This window comes from Flavivirga amylovorans (assembly GCF_030540875.1).
Classification (GTDB): domain Bacteria; phylum Bacteroidota; class Bacteroidia; order Flavobacteriales; family Flavobacteriaceae; genus Flavivirga; species Flavivirga amylovorans.
Genome location: NZ_JAUOEM010000003.1, coordinates 57864 through 78385, shown reverse-complemented (window position 1 = coordinate 78385; position 20522 = coordinate 57864). Strand labels below are relative to the sequence as shown.

The 20522-nt window shown below is 32.8% G+C and carries 13 protein-coding genes; 1 reads left to right on the top strand and 12 read right to left on the bottom strand.

Annotated elements, in window-relative coordinates:
• Positions 1-136: 136 nt before the first annotated feature.
• The 9 genes from Q4Q39_RS08980 to Q4Q39_RS08940 form a co-directional block, all read right to left on the bottom strand.
• Complete coding sequence (locus Q4Q39_RS08980) at positions 137-1579, bottom strand: RagB/SusD family nutrient uptake outer membrane protein (RefSeq protein WP_303282091.1); 1443 nt, start codon at positions 1577-1579, stop codon at positions 137-139.
• Between the two features lie 13 nt (positions 1580-1592).
• A complete protein-coding gene (locus Q4Q39_RS08975) occupies positions 1593-4829 on the bottom strand; it encodes a SusC/RagA family TonB-linked outer membrane protein (RefSeq protein WP_303282090.1) in 3237 nt (1078 codons plus the stop codon).
• A gap of 258 nt (positions 4830-5087) precedes the next feature.
• Positions 5088-6251: a FecR family protein gene (locus Q4Q39_RS08970; protein WP_303282089.1), complete on the bottom strand. Its 1164-nt coding sequence runs from the start codon at positions 6249-6251 to the stop codon at positions 5088-5090.
• Between the two features lie 117 nt (positions 6252-6368).
• The gene (locus Q4Q39_RS08965) at positions 6369-6908 is read right to left on the bottom strand and encodes an RNA polymerase sigma-70 factor (protein WP_303282088.1); all 540 of its coding nucleotides are present in this window, start codon (positions 6906-6908) and stop codon (positions 6369-6371) included.
• A gap of 865 nt (positions 6909-7773) precedes the next feature.
• Positions 7774-8244 (bottom strand): protein-disulfide reductase DsbD domain-containing protein, encoded by a 471-nt coding sequence (locus Q4Q39_RS08960; protein ID WP_303282087.1) that lies wholly within the window; start codon positions 8242-8244, stop codon positions 7774-7776.
• 2 nt (positions 8245-8246) lie between these two features.
• Positions 8247-9803, bottom strand: a complete 1557-nt coding sequence (locus Q4Q39_RS08955; RefSeq protein ID WP_303282086.1) for a TlpA family protein disulfide reductase — start codon at positions 9801-9803, stop codon at positions 8247-8249.
• Between the two features lie 127 nt (positions 9804-9930).
• Positions 9931-11379, bottom strand: a complete 1449-nt coding sequence (locus Q4Q39_RS08950; RefSeq protein ID WP_303282085.1) for a RagB/SusD family nutrient uptake outer membrane protein — start codon at positions 11377-11379, stop codon at positions 9931-9933.
• Positions 11380-11386: 7 nt separating this feature from the next.
• Positions 11387-14716, bottom strand: a complete 3330-nt coding sequence (locus tag Q4Q39_RS08945; protein ID WP_303282084.1) for a SusC/RagA family TonB-linked outer membrane protein — start codon at positions 14714-14716, stop codon at positions 11387-11389.
• Positions 14717-15167: 451 nt separating this feature from the next.
• The gene (locus Q4Q39_RS08940; RefSeq protein WP_303282083.1) at positions 15168-16376 is read right to left on the bottom strand and encodes a FecR family protein; all 1209 of its coding nucleotides are present in this window, start codon (positions 16374-16376) and stop codon (positions 15168-15170) included.
• Positions 16377-16513: 137 nt separating this feature from the next.
• On the opposite strand from Q4Q39_RS08940, the gene Q4Q39_RS08935 reads away from it, so the two are divergent.
• A complete protein-coding gene (locus Q4Q39_RS08935) occupies positions 16514-17113 on the top strand; it encodes an RNA polymerase sigma factor (protein WP_303282082.1) in 600 nt (199 codons plus the stop codon).
• 447 nt (positions 17114-17560) lie between these two features.
• Here the strand turns inward: Q4Q39_RS08935 and Q4Q39_RS08930 are convergent, their stop codons facing one another.
• From Q4Q39_RS08930 to Q4Q39_RS08920, 3 genes are all read right to left on the bottom strand, one after another.
• Positions 17561-17836: a hypothetical protein gene (locus tag Q4Q39_RS08930; RefSeq protein ID WP_303282081.1), complete on the bottom strand. Its 276-nt coding sequence runs from the start codon at positions 17834-17836 to the stop codon at positions 17561-17563.
• Positions 17837-18185: 349 nt separating this feature from the next.
• The gene (locus Q4Q39_RS08925) at positions 18186-18884 is read right to left on the bottom strand and encodes a DUF4397 domain-containing protein (RefSeq protein ID WP_303282080.1); all 699 of its coding nucleotides are present in this window, start codon (positions 18882-18884) and stop codon (positions 18186-18188) included.
• A 14-nt stretch (positions 18885-18898) separates the two neighbouring features.
• Entirely contained in the window at positions 18899-20512 is a 1614-nt protein-coding gene (locus Q4Q39_RS08920) for a TlpA family protein disulfide reductase (protein WP_303282079.1), read from the bottom strand.
• Positions 20513-20522 lie beyond the last annotated feature (10 nt).

The window sequence follows — 20522 nt, the reverse complement described above, 5'->3', positions numbered from 1 at the left end:
TTCATTTGAGTATAATTTCGTTTATAAAAACTTAATTAATTAAAAATCACTTACAACTAGGCTAACCTTTCTTTTTGGAATTAGTCTATTATAAAGGAAGGTTAACCTAAACTTGTATGTAAAATGAAATAACTACCTAATACCCCTCGTTTTGTGGTAATAGATTAGGGTTATTTATAATTTCTTGTTCAGGTATAGGAAAAAATGCATCTGTTGATTCCCAATTAGTCTTAATTGCTCCTAAAACTTCATCGATACGACTAGTACGTTTTAAATCCAACCAGCGATGACCAAATTCTGCAAAAAGTTCCACACGTCTCTCTTGTTCAATAGCTAACAGCAAATTTGGAAGTGATATACCAGGATTTGTAACTTGAATTAAAGGTAAGTTAGCTCTATTACGTATCTCATCAAGATCCGAAACAGCACCTGCCTGATCTCCTTGTTGAGCTCTAGCTTCTGCTCTTATTAAAAATTGCTCCGCTAATCTCAATACAACAGAATATTCTGCAGCATTTGGTTGATTAAAAATACCATTCTTGTATTTAAAAGGATAATGCCAAGATGCAAAACCAAAATCTAATAACCCTACCCATTGAGATCTGCGACTATCACCTAACTCGAAAGCATTGACTAATGAATGAGACAAAGATGTTGTAAATAAAAAGTTACCGGGTGGAAAGCCCAGTACAAAAATATCACCCTGCCTTGTTCTATTTTCAAAAAAAACAGATTTTAGCTGCCATATTACCTCATTACTATCAGGCAAAAAGACATTATCTAAATTATTTTCCAAATTATAAACACCAGACTGACTTATTATATTGGTGGCTTGGATTTCCGCATTTTCCCAATCTTCAACATATAAATACACTCTTGCTAAAAAGGCTGTAACAGCAGATTTGTTTGGGCGTACTTTTTGTTCACTGGAATACTCAAATCCATCAATCATTAAATTTTGAGCCCGTAGCAAATCCTCTATTATAAAATTATAGACTTCACTTTGAGAAGATCTAGAAATTGAAGCATTAATTTCGACATCAGATGTATCAACATATGGTATATCACCGAACAAATTTGTCAAATAAAAGTGAGTAAATGCTCTTACAAATAATGCCTCACCTAAAACTTGATCACGTAATTCGGCACTAACATTTGTGTTGTTTTCTAAATTTTCCGCTATTACATTTACGTTAGCGATAACGTTATAAGGGATTCCCCAAAATTGTGTGTACAATAGAGTATTATCTGACTGCAATTCATTTGTATAATACTGTTCTTGTGAAATGGCAGTATTGTGATTGGTAAATTCATCAGATGCGATTCCTGTATATACTTCTAAACTTGTGTTAAAAATATTATCAAAATTAGAAGTCATTAAGCTATAAACTCCACTTATAGCAGCTGTCACAGTTTCATCAGTACTAAACACCTCTTCTGTTACCACTTGATCTTTTGGCGCATCGATATCGACAAAATCTTCACAAGAAAGAAATGTAATTACCGTTAAAAAAACCAGTAAACTGCAACTTATATTAAGTTTTAAATAATTGTTCTTATTTTTTACTAAATATTTCATGATTAAACTTTTATTAAAATGTTAATTGTAAACCCGTTGTAATAATTCTAGCTGGAGGTAATCCAGTACCCCGAGTTTCTGGATCCAACCCTTTGTAAGGTGTAATGGTTAACAAATTTTGACCTTGGATGAATATTTTTGCACCTCCTAAATGTAACTTATCTGTTAATCTACTAGGCAATGACCACGATAGTGATAAATTTTTTAAACGGATATAGGATGCATCGACGATGGCGTCACTAGAAGTACGGTATCTTCCATAATTTGTTCTTCCTAAAGATGAAACACTATAAGATTTAAAACTGACATTATCTCCTTGATTCTGCCATCTATCCAAAACCTCTATAAATTGATTGCTTTGTGCACCAGGTTGACCAAACTCTGAAGAAAACGCTATACCATTCTGTTTAACAAATTGAAAAAATATGTTTAGATGAAAGCCTTTATAGTTAAGACTATTAGTGATACCTCCGTAAAAGTCTTGCTTTAATTCAACATAATCTTGTCTGTCAAGTCTATCAATTTCGCTATCATTATTGAAATCTTCAAAAAGATATTCTCCAGTTTGAGAATCTACTCCCAATGTTTTGAATTGTTTTGCACCAAATATTGATTCTCCAATCACATATGTATCATTAAAACCAGGGAACTTTTCTATTTCTGAAAATTCTAACAACTCATTATCGAAGAAAGTAAAATTTGCAGATGTTAGCCATTTGAGGTTTCTATTCGAAATATTTGTTGAATTTAATGTAAACTCCCATCCTCTATTTTCAATAGTTGCAGGCAAGTTAAATTGCAGTGATGAGAAACCTGTAGTTCCTGGTAACGGTCTACCAATTAGCATGTCTGATGTACGATTACGATACCAACTTGTTTCAAGGTTTAAGCGATTGCTAAAAAACCCTAACTCTAAAGCAAATTCTAATTTTTTAGTGGTTTCCCATGAATAATTCGGATTACTAGCTCTGGCAAGTTCCAAAGAAGAAGTGTTATTATAAGCATTTACTGTTCTGAAAGTGTTTAAGAAACCATAATCATTAATTTGATCATTACCTGTCACACCATAACTACCACGAAGTTTACCTAAATTTAACCAAGAAGAACTTTTAAAAAATTTCTCTTCGGAAAATAACCATGCTGCACCAAGCGCACCAAAATTTCCAAACTGTTTACCTGGACCGAACCTACTTGAGCCATCTCTTCTTCCTGTTAAATTTAAAACATATTTCCCGTCATAATTATAATTTACTCGGGCATAAACCGCATTATATTTATATTCACTAAATCTTGTTGAAGGTACAGTTATATCTCCAGCAGCCTGAATATCATTAATTAAGGCATCTGAAGTATATTCTCTACCAAAAAGTGTTTTTCCTTCAATTGTTGATTTTTGAAATGTTGCTCCTAACAGAATCGATATTTCTCCTAATTCGCCAATAGATGTAGAAAAATCTAATTGAGGCTCAACTATCCATGTATTATTTCTACTATCGGCTATTCTATTGTCGCCAAATTGCTCTTCTGGTGGCTTTGATGAAAGTGGCCTTATTTGAGTTTCATCAACTTGTGTATTATTAAACCCAAACGCAGTTTTTAATCTCAATCCCTTAACTATTTTATATGAAGGGGTTATGTTCATGTTAAAAAGATGAGTTTTATTAGTATATTTTTCTCTTATGAAGCCAATTGGGTTTCTAAAATTGTTTTCCCAATTCAAATTACCATTTTCATCAAATAAAGCAGGTGCATTAGGTGCCAGTGTTAAAGCTTGATTGGTTATATCTGTAGCATTCTGTTGGTTTTCTATTGAAGAATAAGTTGATGAAAAAACCACATTAAATCGACCATTCGAAGAATTATGATTAATACTTAAATGTCCTGAACCTGATTTAAATGCAGAATCATCATAATTAAAAACATTAGTCTGTTTTATGGCATTAAAACGTAACACAAAATTCGTGTTTAAATTACCGCCTGAAATTGATGCTGATGTATTAGTCTGTTCTCCAGTCCCACTCAATAATTCTTCTTGCCAATCGGTATACCTATTTTGATTCCATAACAATAAATCTGGAGCATTGTTTTCATTAGGTGTGAAAACATCATTATTAAAGGCTTCACTACGCATTTCTATATACTGTTGTGTATTTAATAAATCTACCCTGTTATTGACTTGAACGAGTCCATGGGAATAGTCTAAAGTAACGTTTGTTTTTCCTGTTTCACCTTTTTTCGTTGTAATTAATATTACACCATTAGCTCCTCTTGATCCATATATAGCAGTAGCATCAGCATCTTTTAACACCTCAATACTTTCAATATCTGAAGGTGAAATTGAAACTAGAGGATTGCCACCGCCTAATGGAAGAAATCCAGAGTTTATTGATTCGGATATAAATGGAACTCCATCTACAATGTAAAAAGGTCTATTAGCATTTGGTAAGCTTGTCTCTCCGTCATTAAGTAATTGGCCATTATTTAAACTATTTAATCCACGAATATTGACATTAATACCCGCACCAGGTGTACCTGAAGTTTGTTGGATTTGTAATCCTGCTATCTGGCCTTGAATAGCTACTAACGGATTATTTACGGGTTGGTTTTCTATATCTTTTGATGTAATACGCGAAATGTTTCCTGTTGCTTGTCTTTTAGAAGTTTTATAGTAACCCGCATTAATTTCAATTGCATCCAATTGACTTACCTCCTCTTTCAACATCACATTAATAGTTGACTGTGTTCCTACCGCAATCTCTTGGGTTGCATAACCAATAGAAGAGAAAATAAGTACATTGGAGTCATCTACTATTACAATTCCATATTGACCATCAAAATCTGTAGAGACTCCTCTTGTTGTTCCCTTTACCAAGACCGTTACTCCTGCTAAGGGTATGCCATCTTCTCCAGTGACTTTGCCAGTGACTTGGCGTTGTATGATTAGAGACCTCTCTTTTATAGTTATCCTGTTATCTACACCTAAAATGACATTGAATTTGCCTTTAGGTAATGTTTTTTGGAGTAGCTTGCCAACGCTTAGTACTCCTTTTTTGAGCTGTACATTAGGGATACCCTTGAATAAATCTTCAGGATACATAAAACGGTATTTGGTTTGGTCTATAATCATATCGAACACCTCATCGACGGTCATGACTTTGTCTTGATCGATTTTGATTTTTTCTTGTGCATTGGTAATATCAGTGTTTAAACTGAAGACCGTTGTGCAGAATAAGAAAATAAATGTTCTCATGAGCATCATTAGAGTCCGTTTCCTAAAAAAGGAATGAACCACAGTTAATTTAATTTCCATAAATTTGTATTGATTTAGTTAGACATTAGTTTTAATTAAATTGGTATTAGGGACGGAGTTTCTGTCACGTCGAAATGGTTGAACTTCGCTCCCTTTTTTTATGTTTTTTTAATACTTTTTTATAGATACCGATATTCGTCGGGATAAGTTCAACTTACAACATTGAATTTTCCTTCGGACTTCAATGTTGAGTTTCACTTATTTGAGTGTTATGGTTTTATTATTGATTTCGTAATTAGTTATGACTCCGAAATTTTTGATTGTTTCAAGTATTTCGATAATGCTTTGATCTTTACCTAGAACTCCTACAAAGCGCACATCTCTTAATTTTTCTGTCTCGAAGATTACATCCATATCGTACCACCGCGATAATACTTGCATAATCTCTGTTAATGTTTTATGTTCTAGCATGAACTCCCCATTTATCCAAGCGATTTCGCGAATTGCATTTACATTACTTATCTCCAGTTTGTTTTGTACTGTATATAAAGCGGCTTGTTGCCCTGGGTTTAAATTTTGACTTTGATCTAAATAACTAACAGCCACCTTACCTTCTACTAATGTGGTATATACATTAACCTCATCTTTATATGCCTTAATGTTAAACTCGGTACCTAGCACCTGCACCTCCTGATCTTTATGATATACTTTGAAGTCGGCACCATTGTGATTGGTACTTGGTGACACATCGAAATAGGCTTCCCCATATACCAGCTCTACTTGCCTTGTTTCTCCCTTATTAAATGCTACCGGGTATTTTAATTGGCTCTCGGAATTTAACCATACCTGTGTACCATCTGAAAGGATTAAATGGAATTGCCCCCCTCTAGGGATTGTTAGATGGTTATAGACTAATTCGCTTGAAGTACTGCTACTATCGTAAATGATCTCTTCTCCGTTACTGGTAGCATCTTGTGTTTGGTAGGTATCGCCTTTAGTTAAAGTAACTTGTTCTCCATTCTCCAACGTAAGGGTTGCCTTGTCGGTTCCTTTCTCTATTTGGTTGTTCACTATGATAGGCTCTGTAAATTGTTGTTGGTTGTTATCTTTATTTAAGAATACCGTTAGTGCCAAAACGAATACTACTGATGCTGCAGCTGTGTATTTAAACCAAGGCTTTCTGTAGATAGGAATCACTGGTGTGTTTTGTCCTTGCTGTGCTTTTATAACTACCGCCTCCCAAGCTTTTTGTTTATCTAATGCTATGTGCTCTGATATTCTTTGAGTTATATATTCGAAATTAATGCCTTTAGAAAATGGATAGTTTCTCTTAAATTGCTTTAATTGCGATTTCTCGGCATCGGTTAAAACCTTTAACTTCTTTTTGATTACTAGCTTTGATATGTGAAAAATATCGTTCATTATATTGGTGCATTTATGTATAGAACAACTATTAATTAAAAAGGTACTACTAAAGTTTATACTTTTTTTAAGAAATGGTAAAATTATTGTTAAAAGACTATGAGATAAAGCCTGTTGTTATGCTAATAAGAAGTAAATTATTGTGCTTAAATCTTTAAACTGGTCTCTTAAAATTTTATAAGATTGCGATTTTAACGTTTTTACGGTTTGTAATTTTATACCTAGGGTCTCTGCAATTTCATTATTTTTTATCCCTTTAAGACTTAACTTGATAATTTCTTTTTTACGCTCTGGAAGGACGTCTATGGCTTTATGCAATTGCCTTACGATTTCTTCTTCAAGGATTTGCTTAAGGAATAAATTATCGTCTTCTAACTCTTGAATGGTGCTAGCAGCATATTTATTTTTTACCTTATTGTGCTTAATAACATTATAACATTTATTTCGAGCGGCTTTATATAGATATGCTCTTAATGATGGCTCGTCTGGAAACGTGTTTTCTTTTTCCCATAGGTCGACAAAAATATCTTGTATGAGATCTTCGCATTCGTCTTTTGACACCAAAAAGCGATTTGCATATTGTACGAGTGCATCGTAATATGTATCGAAAGTTTTTCTTAAATCGCTTTTAGGAAGCACTTTGCTATTAGCTTTCAAAAAAAAATAATGTTATTAATAAACAATTTACACGTTGTAAATTAAACAAATTAATATGAATTACCCATACAGATTGATGCTGTTTATATATCTTGTAGGTTTAATCTGATTACTTTTCATATAGGATTTCATACTAACCTATGTTTGTACTTTATGGTAGTTATGTTATTACTTAGGTTTAAATTATCCGTCTTTTTGTTGTAAGTTCAGTGCTGCTCCAGTTACTTATTTGGGTAGTATTGGAAAAGGTATTTACTCCATGACTGCTGTGCAAAAGCTACTTGTCTTTGATCCATCAGGCATTAGACAAAAAACAGAATAGTATGCTGGTTATCTTATGAAATTGGTCTCGATACATCTTACAAAACAGCGAGATACTACCATTGACGTTATTTTATAAGTGGTTAATTTAAAGCTATTTGTCAGAGCCTTTCGACTTCGCTCAAGACAGGCTAAAGCGAAGAATCTTTGGATAAATTTCTAGAGATTCTTCAGTTGTTCCTCCTTCTGACATCCGATAACGTCATTTCATACGCTTTATAAATTTTTTTTCTAAGGTCTCGAAGTGACATGATGAGATCCTGAAATACTGAAACAAGTTCAGCACTGGCAAGTTCAGGATGACAACAAAAAACACGACACCTATCTCTAAATAACTAAAGAAGATGTCGTGCGCAATTAACTCAAAATAATCTGCTATGAGTGACTAATTCAAAAAACAACTATTACAATGAAAAAAAACTTAAGTTGAAGGGCGTATTATTTTGACCTTTATGTTTTTGGTCTAAAAGAGAACGGGGCTTCAACTAATAAAACCAAGCTATAAACAGTTCATGAACAATAACCGTTTCCGAGTAGACATTTTTTATTTGCTCTGATTAAGATTAATATCAAACTCTTGCTCACCGAATACACATTGGCCTGTTTCCATGGAGCACACTGTGTAGTTTATGGTTGCCTTTATTTTAGGATTAGGTTCTAAAACTTTGATGCGTTGTGTAAAACCACCACCTGACTCTGTAATAACCCGAGTATCTCCTTCCCAAATTTCATCGTATTTGGTTTTTACTTTTATTGGTTTTGGTTCTCCTATAATTTTAAAACCTGAACCTTCTAAGTTTATTGTTGTTGGAATAGGTCCTAAATCTGGGTTTTGGTCTGTTGCATATACGTACCAAGTATCATCCAGGCTCACCTTAAACGTTAATTCTAACTCTTGGCTTGAATTTTCCTGAATTGTATATGACCATTTGGCTGGTTCTAGGATTTGGGCCTGTAAGTAGGTTATACTTAATACAAATAAAGCATATAGAAGCATTGTTTTTTTTACCTTCATAACTACTGGTTAAGGGTTCGTTCACTATCTCTAATTACAATGACCTTCATGTGCTTTGTGGACTTTTCTAGATACAAGCCAATACTTTCTAAGTAAGTATTGAATGCCTGAAAACTTGTTTTTGCCTGTTTAGGGATGAATAGGTCAATTTCATAATCTATACCTGTTTCATCAATAAACGGTGCTTGGTCTTCAAGATCTATAAGTCCATAATCAGAAGTTCTATAACCAAAATTAAAAGCTAATACATAAACTAAAGATTCAATTGTAGTATTATTATAATTAATCTCACCGTCTTTGTAGTCATATCTCCAGTTCTGGCCAATTGTTTTTGTTCTCAAATTTTGTCTTACAATTGCTTTATCTTTTATTTTTATTTTCCAGCATGGCATTTCTCTGATTTGAACCGATACATCATATCCAAAATAATTCTTCAAATCATTTTGCATTGTCTGTTGCAAAAATTTCACATTTGCTTGTTCTTTAGGAACTTGAATACTATAATGATACTTGTTGTCTGCAGATTTAAACTTTCGGTTTTTCCAAATTGTTTCTCCAACTAATTTAGGGTTTTCCACTTCCAAAATTGGTGTATGCCAGATCTCACCATAAACAGTACCTCCTGCATATGGATGCACTTTTGAAAAAAACTTACCATGATGTTCTGGACGTCTGTGATCAGGTAGGATACAGGGTAAAGTATCTCCATAGGCTAAACGATATAAATCTATGGGCAACATATTAAACCATTTCATTTTACCCTTTTCGCGTCTATATTTTTCTGGTAATGAACTATCATGCCAAGGTCTTGTATCAAAATGCATGTTTTGAGCAACAGGAACATTTTTGTTTGATTTCTTAATTGCTGAACGAAACAAAAATTGTTCTTCATCCTCTTTAATTTTATCAGCTAATACAGTATTTGGATTAAATTTAGCCTCAATTGCTTCTCGCTGTTTAGCCTGATTTATCATATGATTTAATTTGTAATCATATGATAATGCATAATCCATAGCTTGCTTCAAGGCACCTAACCCCTTACCTGCAGTACTAACATCTATCCACGCTATATAGCCCTCTTTGTCTACAATAAAAGCATGTGGAACTCCAGATATTCCTGCTGGTCTTAACCAATTACTTTGCATAAAACTATCAGGTGTGTCAACTGCTATGTTGTATTGAATATTATTACCTTGTTTTTTGATAAAGTTTTCAACTTTTTGAACATACTTAGGTTGTTTAGTGTCTAATGGCTCTGTATTCATTTCCATTACATAAAAACTTAATACTTCAGCCTCGTTTTTATACATATTGGACAAGGTTGATAAGTGTGGAATGACTTTTTTACAGGGCACACACCAAGTAGCGCTAAACTCTACCATGTAAACTTTCCCTTTTTGAAACTCTTTAACTTCATTACCCTTTAACCACTTGAATACATTTATTGGAGGAGCTTTATCGCCAACTTTTAACTCTACTTTTTGGCCTGAAACTTTAAGACATATTGATAGAGCAAACAGTAAAATAATTGTTGCTATTTTATATTTTTTTTTCTTCATAACATGATTTTTTAACATTATCTGATATTATTAAAATTAAAAGTAATGTGATTTTTACTTGTTGAGAATAATTTCTAATTGGATAATCCCTCTATTAACAGAGGGATATATCTATACTTATTTAGTTTTAATATCCAGAATTTTGTGGTAATAAGTTAGGATTGTTAGTAATTTCAATCTCTGGAATTGGTAATATTATGTTTGTTGATTTCCATGTTGTTTTTAATGGGCTTAAAATTTCATCAGCTCGCCCTGTCCTTTTCATATCAAACCAACGATGCCCCCATTCTGCAAACAATTCTAATTGCCGTTCTTGGAAAATATCATCTAATAAATCATTAGCCGTTACTGCTGATGTATCGTTTAAACTGGCACGACCTCTAATGACATTTAAATCGGATTGTGAACCTGAGATATCTCCTAACTGTGCTCTCGCCTCTGCACGAATTAAATATTGCTCTGCCAGCCTAAACATAATTAGATATTCTTGTGTCGTGTTTGTGACATTTGCATTGTTTTTATACTTAAATGAAAAATAATAATCCGCTCCTGTAGTAACATCTGAAAATAGCCCAACCCAGTTTGTAAATCTTTGATCATTAATTTCGAACTCATCGTGAAAAGTTTCTCTAAAAAAAATGTTATTACCTGTTGGAGCAGTGGTTAGCAATAAGAATTTGGCTTGAGGAACCAACATATCTGGTAACACAGGCTGTAATTGCCAAATGGCTTCATTACTTGTGGCTAAAAATGTGTTATTTAAATCTGATTCTAGATTATACAAATTGTTGTTAATTAATAGCGTAGCATTATCCTCTGCCTTTTGCCAATCACCCGCATACAAATACACTCTAGCCAATAGAGCGATAGCTGCATCTCTGTTAGGGCGTATTCTTTTGCCACTAATAAAATCGAAATTATTTGCCATTAATTCTAAAGCCTCTGTTAAATCTAATGTTATTTGATTATAGACAGCTTCTTCGGAACTACGAGAAATGGTATTGTTTAACTCAACATTTGATGAGGTAACAATTGGGATTGGACCATAAAGGTTAGTTAAGTAGAAATGATAAAAAGCTCGTAAAAATTTAGCCTCTCCAATAATTTGATTTTTAGTCCCTTGAGTAACATTTTCATTATCTTGAAGTATTTCAATAAGTGAGTTTATATTTAACAAAACTTCAAATGATGTTCCCCAAAATCCACCAGAATTATTATTGGAAGCAATCAAGTTACTTTCTACATATTCAAAGATATTTTCATCTATTGATGCACTTAAGAACTCATCTGAATATAAACCCATAAGTCTTTCAAGACCACCAGTAGGTAGATTAAAAGATGACCCTGACATCATTTTACTATAAATACCACTTACAGCTGCAATTGCCGTTTCATCATCTACTATTGCAGTTTCTCTTACAATTTCATTGCGTGGCGCATCTATTTCAACAAAATCCTCACAAGAAGTTATAAATGAAATAAATAGTATTAAAATTAAAGCTAATTTTGAGTGTGAATTTGCAAATATAACTTTTTGCAAACCTCTTTTTATATCGTTTTTAATATTCTTCATCATTTTGTTTTTAAAAAGTTATTTCCATTCCTAAAGATATAGTGCGTAAAGGAGGGGAAAATGCTATTCCTCCTATTTCTGGATTTAATCCTTTATAATTTGTAATAGTGAACAAATTCTGCCCTTGCGCATAAACCTTTATCCTCTGTAATTTTAGTTTTTCCAAAATTTCATTTGATAAATTATAAGAAAGTGATAAGTTATTCAATCTAATAAAAGAAGTATCTGTAATAATAGCATCAGAAGATATATACCTATTATACAAGGCAGATGATCCAAATCTTTGAAACGTTGCTAGGTCTCCTGATTGTTGCCAACGGTCTAATACTTGTACGGGTTGATTAGATATTGGGGCAAAAGCACCTGGTGAGCTAAATGGAAAATATACATCATACCCTTTTTGTTTAACAAACTGGAACAAAAAATCTAACTCAAATCCTTTGTAAGTAATGGTATTTTGAATACCACCAAAATATTTTTGACCAATCTCTACATATTTTTGACGATCCTCAACAGTTATACTACCATCATTGTTATAATCTGTAAATTCATAATCGCCAGTATCGCTATTTAATCCAATAAATTCAAAAACTTTTCCACTATTAATAACTGTACCAATACCACCATTAATAGACTCGCCAACAACCCATTTATTATTAAAGAAAGGGAATTTTTCAATGTCATCGAATTCTAAAAGCTCGTTTTGAGGAACGGTTAAATTAAAATTTGTATTCCATTTAAAATTTTTAGTGTTAATATTTGTTGTGTTGATAACTAACTCCAACCCTCGGTTTTCTACTACAGTAGGTATATTAAATTGGATATTGTTATCCCCCGTTACTTGGGATAACGGGAGTCCAACTAACTGATCAGTAGCACGATTACTGTACCAATTTATATTTGTATATATTTTGTCTTTAAACAAGCCAAACTCTAGACCAACTTCAATTTTTTTAACAGACTCCCATGAATAATTATTATTTGCCAATCTTGACACCTCAAAGCCAACAACGTTATTATAAGGCAAATTTGAAAAAGCGAACGAATCTAAATAACCATAGTCAGGAATTTGATCATTACCGGTAATACCATAGCTCGCACGAAGTTTTCCAAAACTTAACCATGAGGAATCGTTTAAAAGATTTTCTCTTGAAAATAACCAAGCCGCACCCACTGCACCAAAATTTCCAAATCTCTTGTTAGGGCCAAACCTTGATGAGCCATCTCTACGAACAGTTAAATTTAAAATGTATTTGTCTGCCCAATCTAAATTAACTCTTCCATATATTGCATTATATCTATATTGTGAAAAAGAAGTCCCTCTAACTTCTAATACCGAAGCAGCGCTCGAGTTTAAAAGAAATAAGTCGCTACTAAATCCTGTGGCATTTGTGCTTTCAGATTGAAGAATATCCTCTCGGAAAGTCATACCAATTAACGTCGATAGTTTTAATTTGTTATACGTCTTATTAAACTCTAATTTTGGTTCCATCAACCAGGATTTGAATTCACCTTTAACAAAACTACTTTCCCTACCAAAAGATGATCTAAAAGTTGGATTGATCGTATTTAAAGGTGTTATTTGATTTGCATTTGTATGCTGGGAATTATAGCCAAATGAGACTCCTAATTTTAAGTTTTTGAAAATTTCATAATTGAGATTTGTATTTAAAATAATATTTTGAGTTTCGTCACTATATTCTCTGTGAAGTAATGCTATAGGATTATCGAAACCATTTTCCCAATTAATTTCACCATTTTCGTCATATAATGCTGGTGCGTTAGGTGCTGTTGTCAATGCAGATCTCGCTAGGTCAGCACTAGGAAGTGTATTTTTTGTATTAGAAAAACTTAAAGAAGCGTGTGCATTAAATTTATTATTTAAGGACGTATGATTTACACTTAGCAAACTTGAAATTCTCTTAAAACCTTCATCTGTAGGGAATATTGTGGTTTCCTTAAAATAACCAGCTCCAAAATTGAATTGAGTTTTCTCATTGCCTCCTGAAACTGAAATATTAGCCGTTGTTTGTTCTGCTGTCCCCCCTAAAAGCTCATCTTGCCAATCAGTTTCTCTATTTTGATCCCATAGATATAAATCTGGAAAAAAACGTTCTTGTAAGAAAGGTGGAAAGACAACAGCATTTGGATTACCTTCAAAACGCATTTCTAAATATTGTTCAGTATTTAAAAGGTCTAATTTTTTGCTTGCCGTTGAAAAACCTGAAGCTAAATTAATACTTACACTAGTTTTTCCCTTTGTTCCTTTTTTGGTTGTTATCAACACCACTCCATTAGCTCCCAGGGAGCCATATATTGCTGTAGCATCGGCATCTTTTAATATTTGAAATGATTCTATATCGTTTGGATTAATATAAGATAATGGGCTACCAGTTTGATTCGTACCACCAATACCAACTTGATTTCCATCTAATAAAGTATTAGAAGGGTATGGTACACCATCTATGACATATAAGGGGTTGTTGCCATCCTCTCTCAAACTATTACGACCTCTTATTTGAATATCTACCCTTCCTCCAGCTACACCCGAGACTTGAGTTATCGAAACTCCAGCAATTCTTCCTTGTATAGCTTGTAATGGGTTGGATATTGGTTGTAGTTCTATATCCTTTGATTCTACTCTAGAGATATTACCTGTTGCTTTGCGTTGAGAAGTTTTATAATACCCCGCATTAATCTCTACAACATCAAGTTCACTAATCTCTTCTTTCATTACCACATCTATCGTGTTTTGATTACCAACGGTGATTTCCTGAGAGGCATAACCAATAGAAGAAAACATTAAAACGTTTGCTATATCTGCTACTGTAATGGTGTATTGCCCGTCAAAATTTGTAGAGACCCCTCTTGTAGTTCCTTTTACCAAGACTGTTACACCTGCTAGTGACATGCCATCTTCTCCAGTAACTTTTCCTGTAATTTGGCGTTGTTGTTTCCTAGTTTTCTTTTTTATAAGAATGTTATTGTTTTCTGTAAGTATTACATTAAACTTTCCTGATGCTATGCTTTTACTAATGAGTCTATCTGCCCTTATTACTCCTTTTTTTAGTTGTACTTTGGGCATATCCTTAAACAAGTTTTCGGGATATAAAAAGTTGAATTTAGTTTGGTCCATAATAATTTGGAACACCTCATCGATTGTAACTTCTTTATCAATATCGATTGTGACTTTTTCTTGTGCCAATCCTATTTCGGTATTTAAACTGAAAACTGTTGTACAAAGTAAGAAAATGAATGTTCTCATAATCATTAATAATATCCTTTTGCCGATCTCTATTTTCATAGGGACTGCATGGATTTTAATTGATTTAATTTCCATAAATTTGCGTGTTATTAGTTAGTTAATTTTTAATTAATTAATAATGTTATCGAGGGGACGTGGTTTTTGAACTTTTGCGGGTTTAAACCTTGTTCCCCTTCTTTTTTAAAATGTATTTATTTGTTCATACTGTTTTAGTGTTTGTTAAACTTTAGATTAATTGTTATTTCTAATATTTAATATATTAACATATTTGGTTTTCGCTTTCATCTTGCTTTAAACTAAATAGCACATCTGTAAGTCACCTGTATCGATCCAGTGGACTATTTTTACGTTCGGGCATGTAATTAGATTAAACATTCGTTTAATTTTCATGTTTTAGGGAGTTAAGTTTATTCACGTCGAAATGTTTGAACTTCGCTCTCTTTTTTTGTTTCTAGTTTATATTCATAAGATTGCCATATTTCGGCTATGCTCAATACAAGCTTGCTGCGCTTCTCGCAATGACAATTTATTTGAGTGTTATCGTTTTATTATTGATTTCGTAAGTGTTTATGACTCCGAAATTTTTGATCATGTTTAGTATGTCTACGATATTTTGATCTTTACGTAATATCCCAACAAACCTTGCTTCTTCTAAATCTCTATTAGCAAAGGTTACATCCATATCGTACCAACGTGACAATACTTTTATGATCTCTTTTAGGGTTTTACCTTGTATTATGAATTCACCATTTACCCAAGCAATCTCTCCTTTTACATTGACGTTACTAATTGATAGATCATTAGTTGTAGTATCTAAATTTGATTGCTGATTAGGTGCTAATATTTTGTTTTGGTTCTCGGCATAAATAGTCACTTTTCCTTCTACTAACGTAGTGTACACATTAGTCTCATCTTTATATCCTTTGATATTGAACTCGGTACCTAGTACTTCTATTATTTGGTTGCTAGTTGTTGGTTGTTGGTTGTTGGGAGAAATCACTTTAAAAGATGCTCCTCCATGTTCTGTACTTGGTGATACATCGAAATAGGCTTCGCCGTATACCAGTTCTACTTGCCTTGTTTCTCCCTTATTAAATGCTACTGGATATTTTAATCGACTTTCTGAATTTAACCACACTTGTGTCCCATCTGAAAGGGTTAGTTGGAATTGACCACCTCTAGGGATTGTTAGGTAGTTGTAGGCAATATTGCTATTGGCTGCTGGCTGCTGGCTTTTAGAAGCATCGTTGTAAATGATTTCTTCGCCGTTACTGGTGGCATTTTGTGTTTGGAACAAAGCACCCTTGGCTAATGCTATTTGTTCCCCACCCTCCAATGTTAGGGTTGCTTTATCGGTACCTGTTTGGATTTGGTTATTTACTATAATTGGTTCTATAAATTGTGGTTCTGTAGTATTACCCAACTTTGTGAACCATAGTCCAGCTGCAATTAAAATTGCTATAGATGCTGCTGCCATATATCTATAAATAGGTTGTTTTCTAATTTTATACCCCAAAGATCTTTCTTTCCTTATTCTACTTAAGAATTGATCAATAACTTTTTTGGTTTCTGGTTCATTCATGTTATGGTTAATCGCTACATGTGTTTGTATGTACTCTTTAAATAGAGGTCTGTTTGTTCGCTTTTCAACCCATTCAGAAAGCGTATCTAAATCCGTTGAAGTTGCTGAATTAGTTAGATACTTTACTATTAATTTCTCAATGTTTTGAGCCATATTTCTTGATGTTCGTTTTATTAATAGCAAAGCAAAAATTAAATACCCTTGCTTTTTTTAATAAGTTTTTTTACTTTTTATTAAATTTATTATCACATTTACATAATATTTGGTTCGATTTAATTATCTTAAGATATATGTCCTCGAAATTTGAACATCTTGAAGATTTGATTACTCACCTTAGAAATGGTGACGAAAAAGCCTATGTATATCTTATCAATGCACACCATAAATTATTATTTACTTATACCATGAGTTTGACCAATGATAGAGATCAGGCTCAAGACATTATACAGGACGTTTTTCTGGATATTTGGAAAGACCGAAAGAAGTTAAACGTAAAACGTTCTTTAAAAAATTACATGTATAAAATAGCTTACCATAAGTTTATTAATCAATATCATAAACATCGTGCTATCTCTATTCTTGAACGTGCTTACATGGACGCTCTGGATGAAACTTTTGATGATAGCAATACCGAATTACTCGAACGAAAAATTGCTTTAATTGTAGAAGGGATTAACGATTTACCAAAAAAATGTAAAGAAGCCTTCTTATTGAGCAAGAAAGAAGGGCTTACCAATATTGAAATTGCCGAGTATTTGAATATCTCGACCAAAACAGTAGAAGGACATATTAGCAAAGCATATTATTTGCTTCGTGAAGGTGTTGGCAAAAAAATAAAGCTTTTATTGTTTTTATTGTTTGGAGACCGAAAATTGTCTAAATCTGTTTGACATTTCTTTTAGCTCATTAAAAGCTAACTTACATAAGCTTTAATTATTTATACTATTGTGTTTTGCTATCGTTCTGTTTTAAATTTTTTTGACTCTCGTTGGCCGCACTGTTTTGTCTCTATATGGGGTGTAGTAAATTTGTCCTTTAATTATCTGATGCATTGTAAATATAATATTTTGGATTTGAAGCGTTATTCTATTGGGTCTGGCGGACAACAAAAAAGCACAACACCAAGTAGTCAAACGAGATGTCGTGCGCAACTAACTCAAAATAATCTGCTATGAGTGACTAATTCAAAAAACAACTATTACAATGAAAAAAACTTAAGTTATAGGGCGTATTATTTTGGTATTACTACTTTTGGCCTAAAAGGGAACGGGAGCTTCAACTAAAAAAATAAGCTATAAACAGTTCATGAACAATAACCGTTTCCGAGTAGACATTTTTTATTTGCTCTGATTAAGATTAATATCAAATTCTTGCTCACCGAATACACATTGTACAGTTTCCATGGAACATATGGGACCTAAATCTGGGTTTTGGTCTGTAGCATACACATACCAAGTATCATCCAATTTGACCTTAAACGTTAATTCTATCTCTTGGCTTGAGTTTTCCTGAATTGTATAAGACCATTTGGCTGGTTCTAGGATTTGGGCATGCAATGAGAAAACACCCAGTAGTATTATCCCCAAAATAAAGGTTCTTAATTTTATTCGCATAATTATTCTTTTTCTGATTTAAATAGTAACCTTCTTTGTTTACTTTATAAAAAGCATTACCTTCTACCAATAAGGCTTCACTATGCCATTATACCGAGCAAACAATCTCAAAATAATTATTTCATAAACTTGAATGACTAATTCAAAAAATACTATGAAACAAATTTTACATAATTGATTGATGCAAGATTATTTTGATTAGCTATCTTAAATATCTTACAAAAAAGTGAATTGTAATATTAACACTCATTTTTAGACATTACCACTGACTCCATTTTATAAGCTTGTTACTTAAAAACCTATCTTGACTTATAGTTGAGTAACTTTCTTAAACATAAAAGTTAACTTATTAGAAATGATCAATTTTAACTACTGATAAGTTACCTGAATTACCAACTAAAGCATAAGTGAAATTTTTAAAAATTGGTTTTATGCCAAAAGGAGGTAAAGGATTTAAAAATGTACTTGCCAGCACATTATTATTAGTATCCTTAAACTGAAATAAGTAAGAGCCAGATGCTTGTGTTGCTGTGACTTCATTAAATACTGAAGCCTCTCCAAAATTGATAGATTCTACGATGTTACTGGAGCCTCCACTTGTTCCAACAGATATACTACCAATATTACTAGCCAAGTTAATAAAACGAACTCCTACAATACTATCGGTTATTTTTAATAATTCGTCTTTAAATAAAATACCCTCTATTGAATCTACATTACCAGTTAAAGCCAATGTATGCGATTCGCCTCTCCTGAAATTTACTGATTTTTGATAAGCAATTGATAAAGTATCATTTGATGGAATAACCAGAACATTTCTATCTTCATTGGCTGGAAGAGTAAAACGAATATTTTCTTGATAAAACAAAGCTGGATTAGTAGCCAAGTTTATTTCTTGCTGAAAATAGTCAACGTGTATGCCTGATACATTCGGTGAGGCATGTAATACTCTTAAAGAGGATTCAGTACTTATCGGTTGGTCTTCTACTTGGCAGGATACTATAAAAACTGCTAGTATAATTATACATTTAATATTATTTAATTTCATTTTTTTATTTTTAATTATTCTACTTTAGGGTCTCTAATTACTATAACTTTCATAGGGTGAGTAGATTTCTCCAAATACAAGCCTTCTTCTCTCAAATGCTTTCGTAAGCCATGAAAATCTTTCTGCCAATTACTTGGTATTGAAATATCCACCTCTTTTAATCCCGTAGCATTGACAAAAGGAAATTGTTCATCAATAGATAGAAGCCCTGAATCATAATACTGGTAGCCATATATAAGTGCTAATTGCTGGATAAAATCAAATAGAGAAAAGTTGCTTATTGTAATTGTTGGTTTCTTCTCTTTCCAATTACTCTTGGGTTGTTCTCCAGGTGTTTTTACCCTAACTCTATCATCTGCAGTAAATTTCCAAACTGGCATTTGTCTAATTTCAATACTAACATCATATCCAAAATAGTTTTTTAAATCTCTTTGCATTACTTCCTGAATAAATTTTGCTGAAGCTTTTTCTTTTGGTACCTGAACGCTATAATCATACAACTTACCTAATTTAATAAACTTTAAACGACCACTTTCACCCCTTCTATCTGACCATTTGGTTGGTTCGAACTTTGAAGGATCACCGACCTCCAAAATTGGCTCATACCAAAACTTTGCATAGGATGTTTTTAGGTATGGGTAAGTAATTGTATCTACAAACTGTCCGTTAGGTAATTTAATTAAAGGCGCGTTTGCCAGTGTATCTCCAAAAGCCAAATGGTATAAATCAAATAAACCCATGTTTTCAAATTGCATTCTGCCTTTTCTATACCTACTTTTTATTTCTGAAGTTAAGTTCCCAAACCAATGTCTACTCGACACAAAATCTCTCATTCTACCATCTTCTATATCTCTTATAGATTTTCTAATTAAAGATCTATACATGAAATCATCTTCCTTACCACCCCCATTACCATTTAATAATAGCAATTTTGATGAATCATAAGTAGATGAAGGATTGGCTTTTTGATCATACCCCATAGCTCCCTCTATAGAATAATTATCTGATATTATATAACTTATAAACTGGTCTATTTCTTCATGGTGAGAAGTAGATCCCACCCAAGAAACAAGACCTTCTTTGTCTATAATGATAGTAGTAGGGATCCCAGGTCGTCCAGATGCTCTAAACCAATTTTTCTCCATGGTTTTATCCAATGCATCGATAGCAACATTATAATCCATTTTAGCTCCATGCTTCTGAATAAATGTTTCTATAGTTCTGATATGAGGAGAGTTTTCTTTTGCTTCCTTATCAACGTTTTGCTCTAGTATAAAAAAACTCAAAACCTCAACATCATTATTTTTATACTTATTGGTCAAATTTGTTACATGCGGTACCGCTGCTAAACAAGGAGCACACCAAGTTGCTGTAAACTCAATGATATATACTTTTCCTTTGGGTAACTTACCATTTTTATAAGGCTGTCCTTTAATCCATTTAAAAGCAGATATTGGAGGTGCAGGATCTCCAACTTTTAATTTTTCAATTTTTTCCTTACTAAAACTATCACTTAAATAATTATCATTAAAAGCTATCTTTCCATTATTATTGCTACTCGCATAAGCTAATATTGACATCCCAAATAACAATAGTGCAAATACTTTTATTATAGTTTGCTTTTTCATTTTTATTATA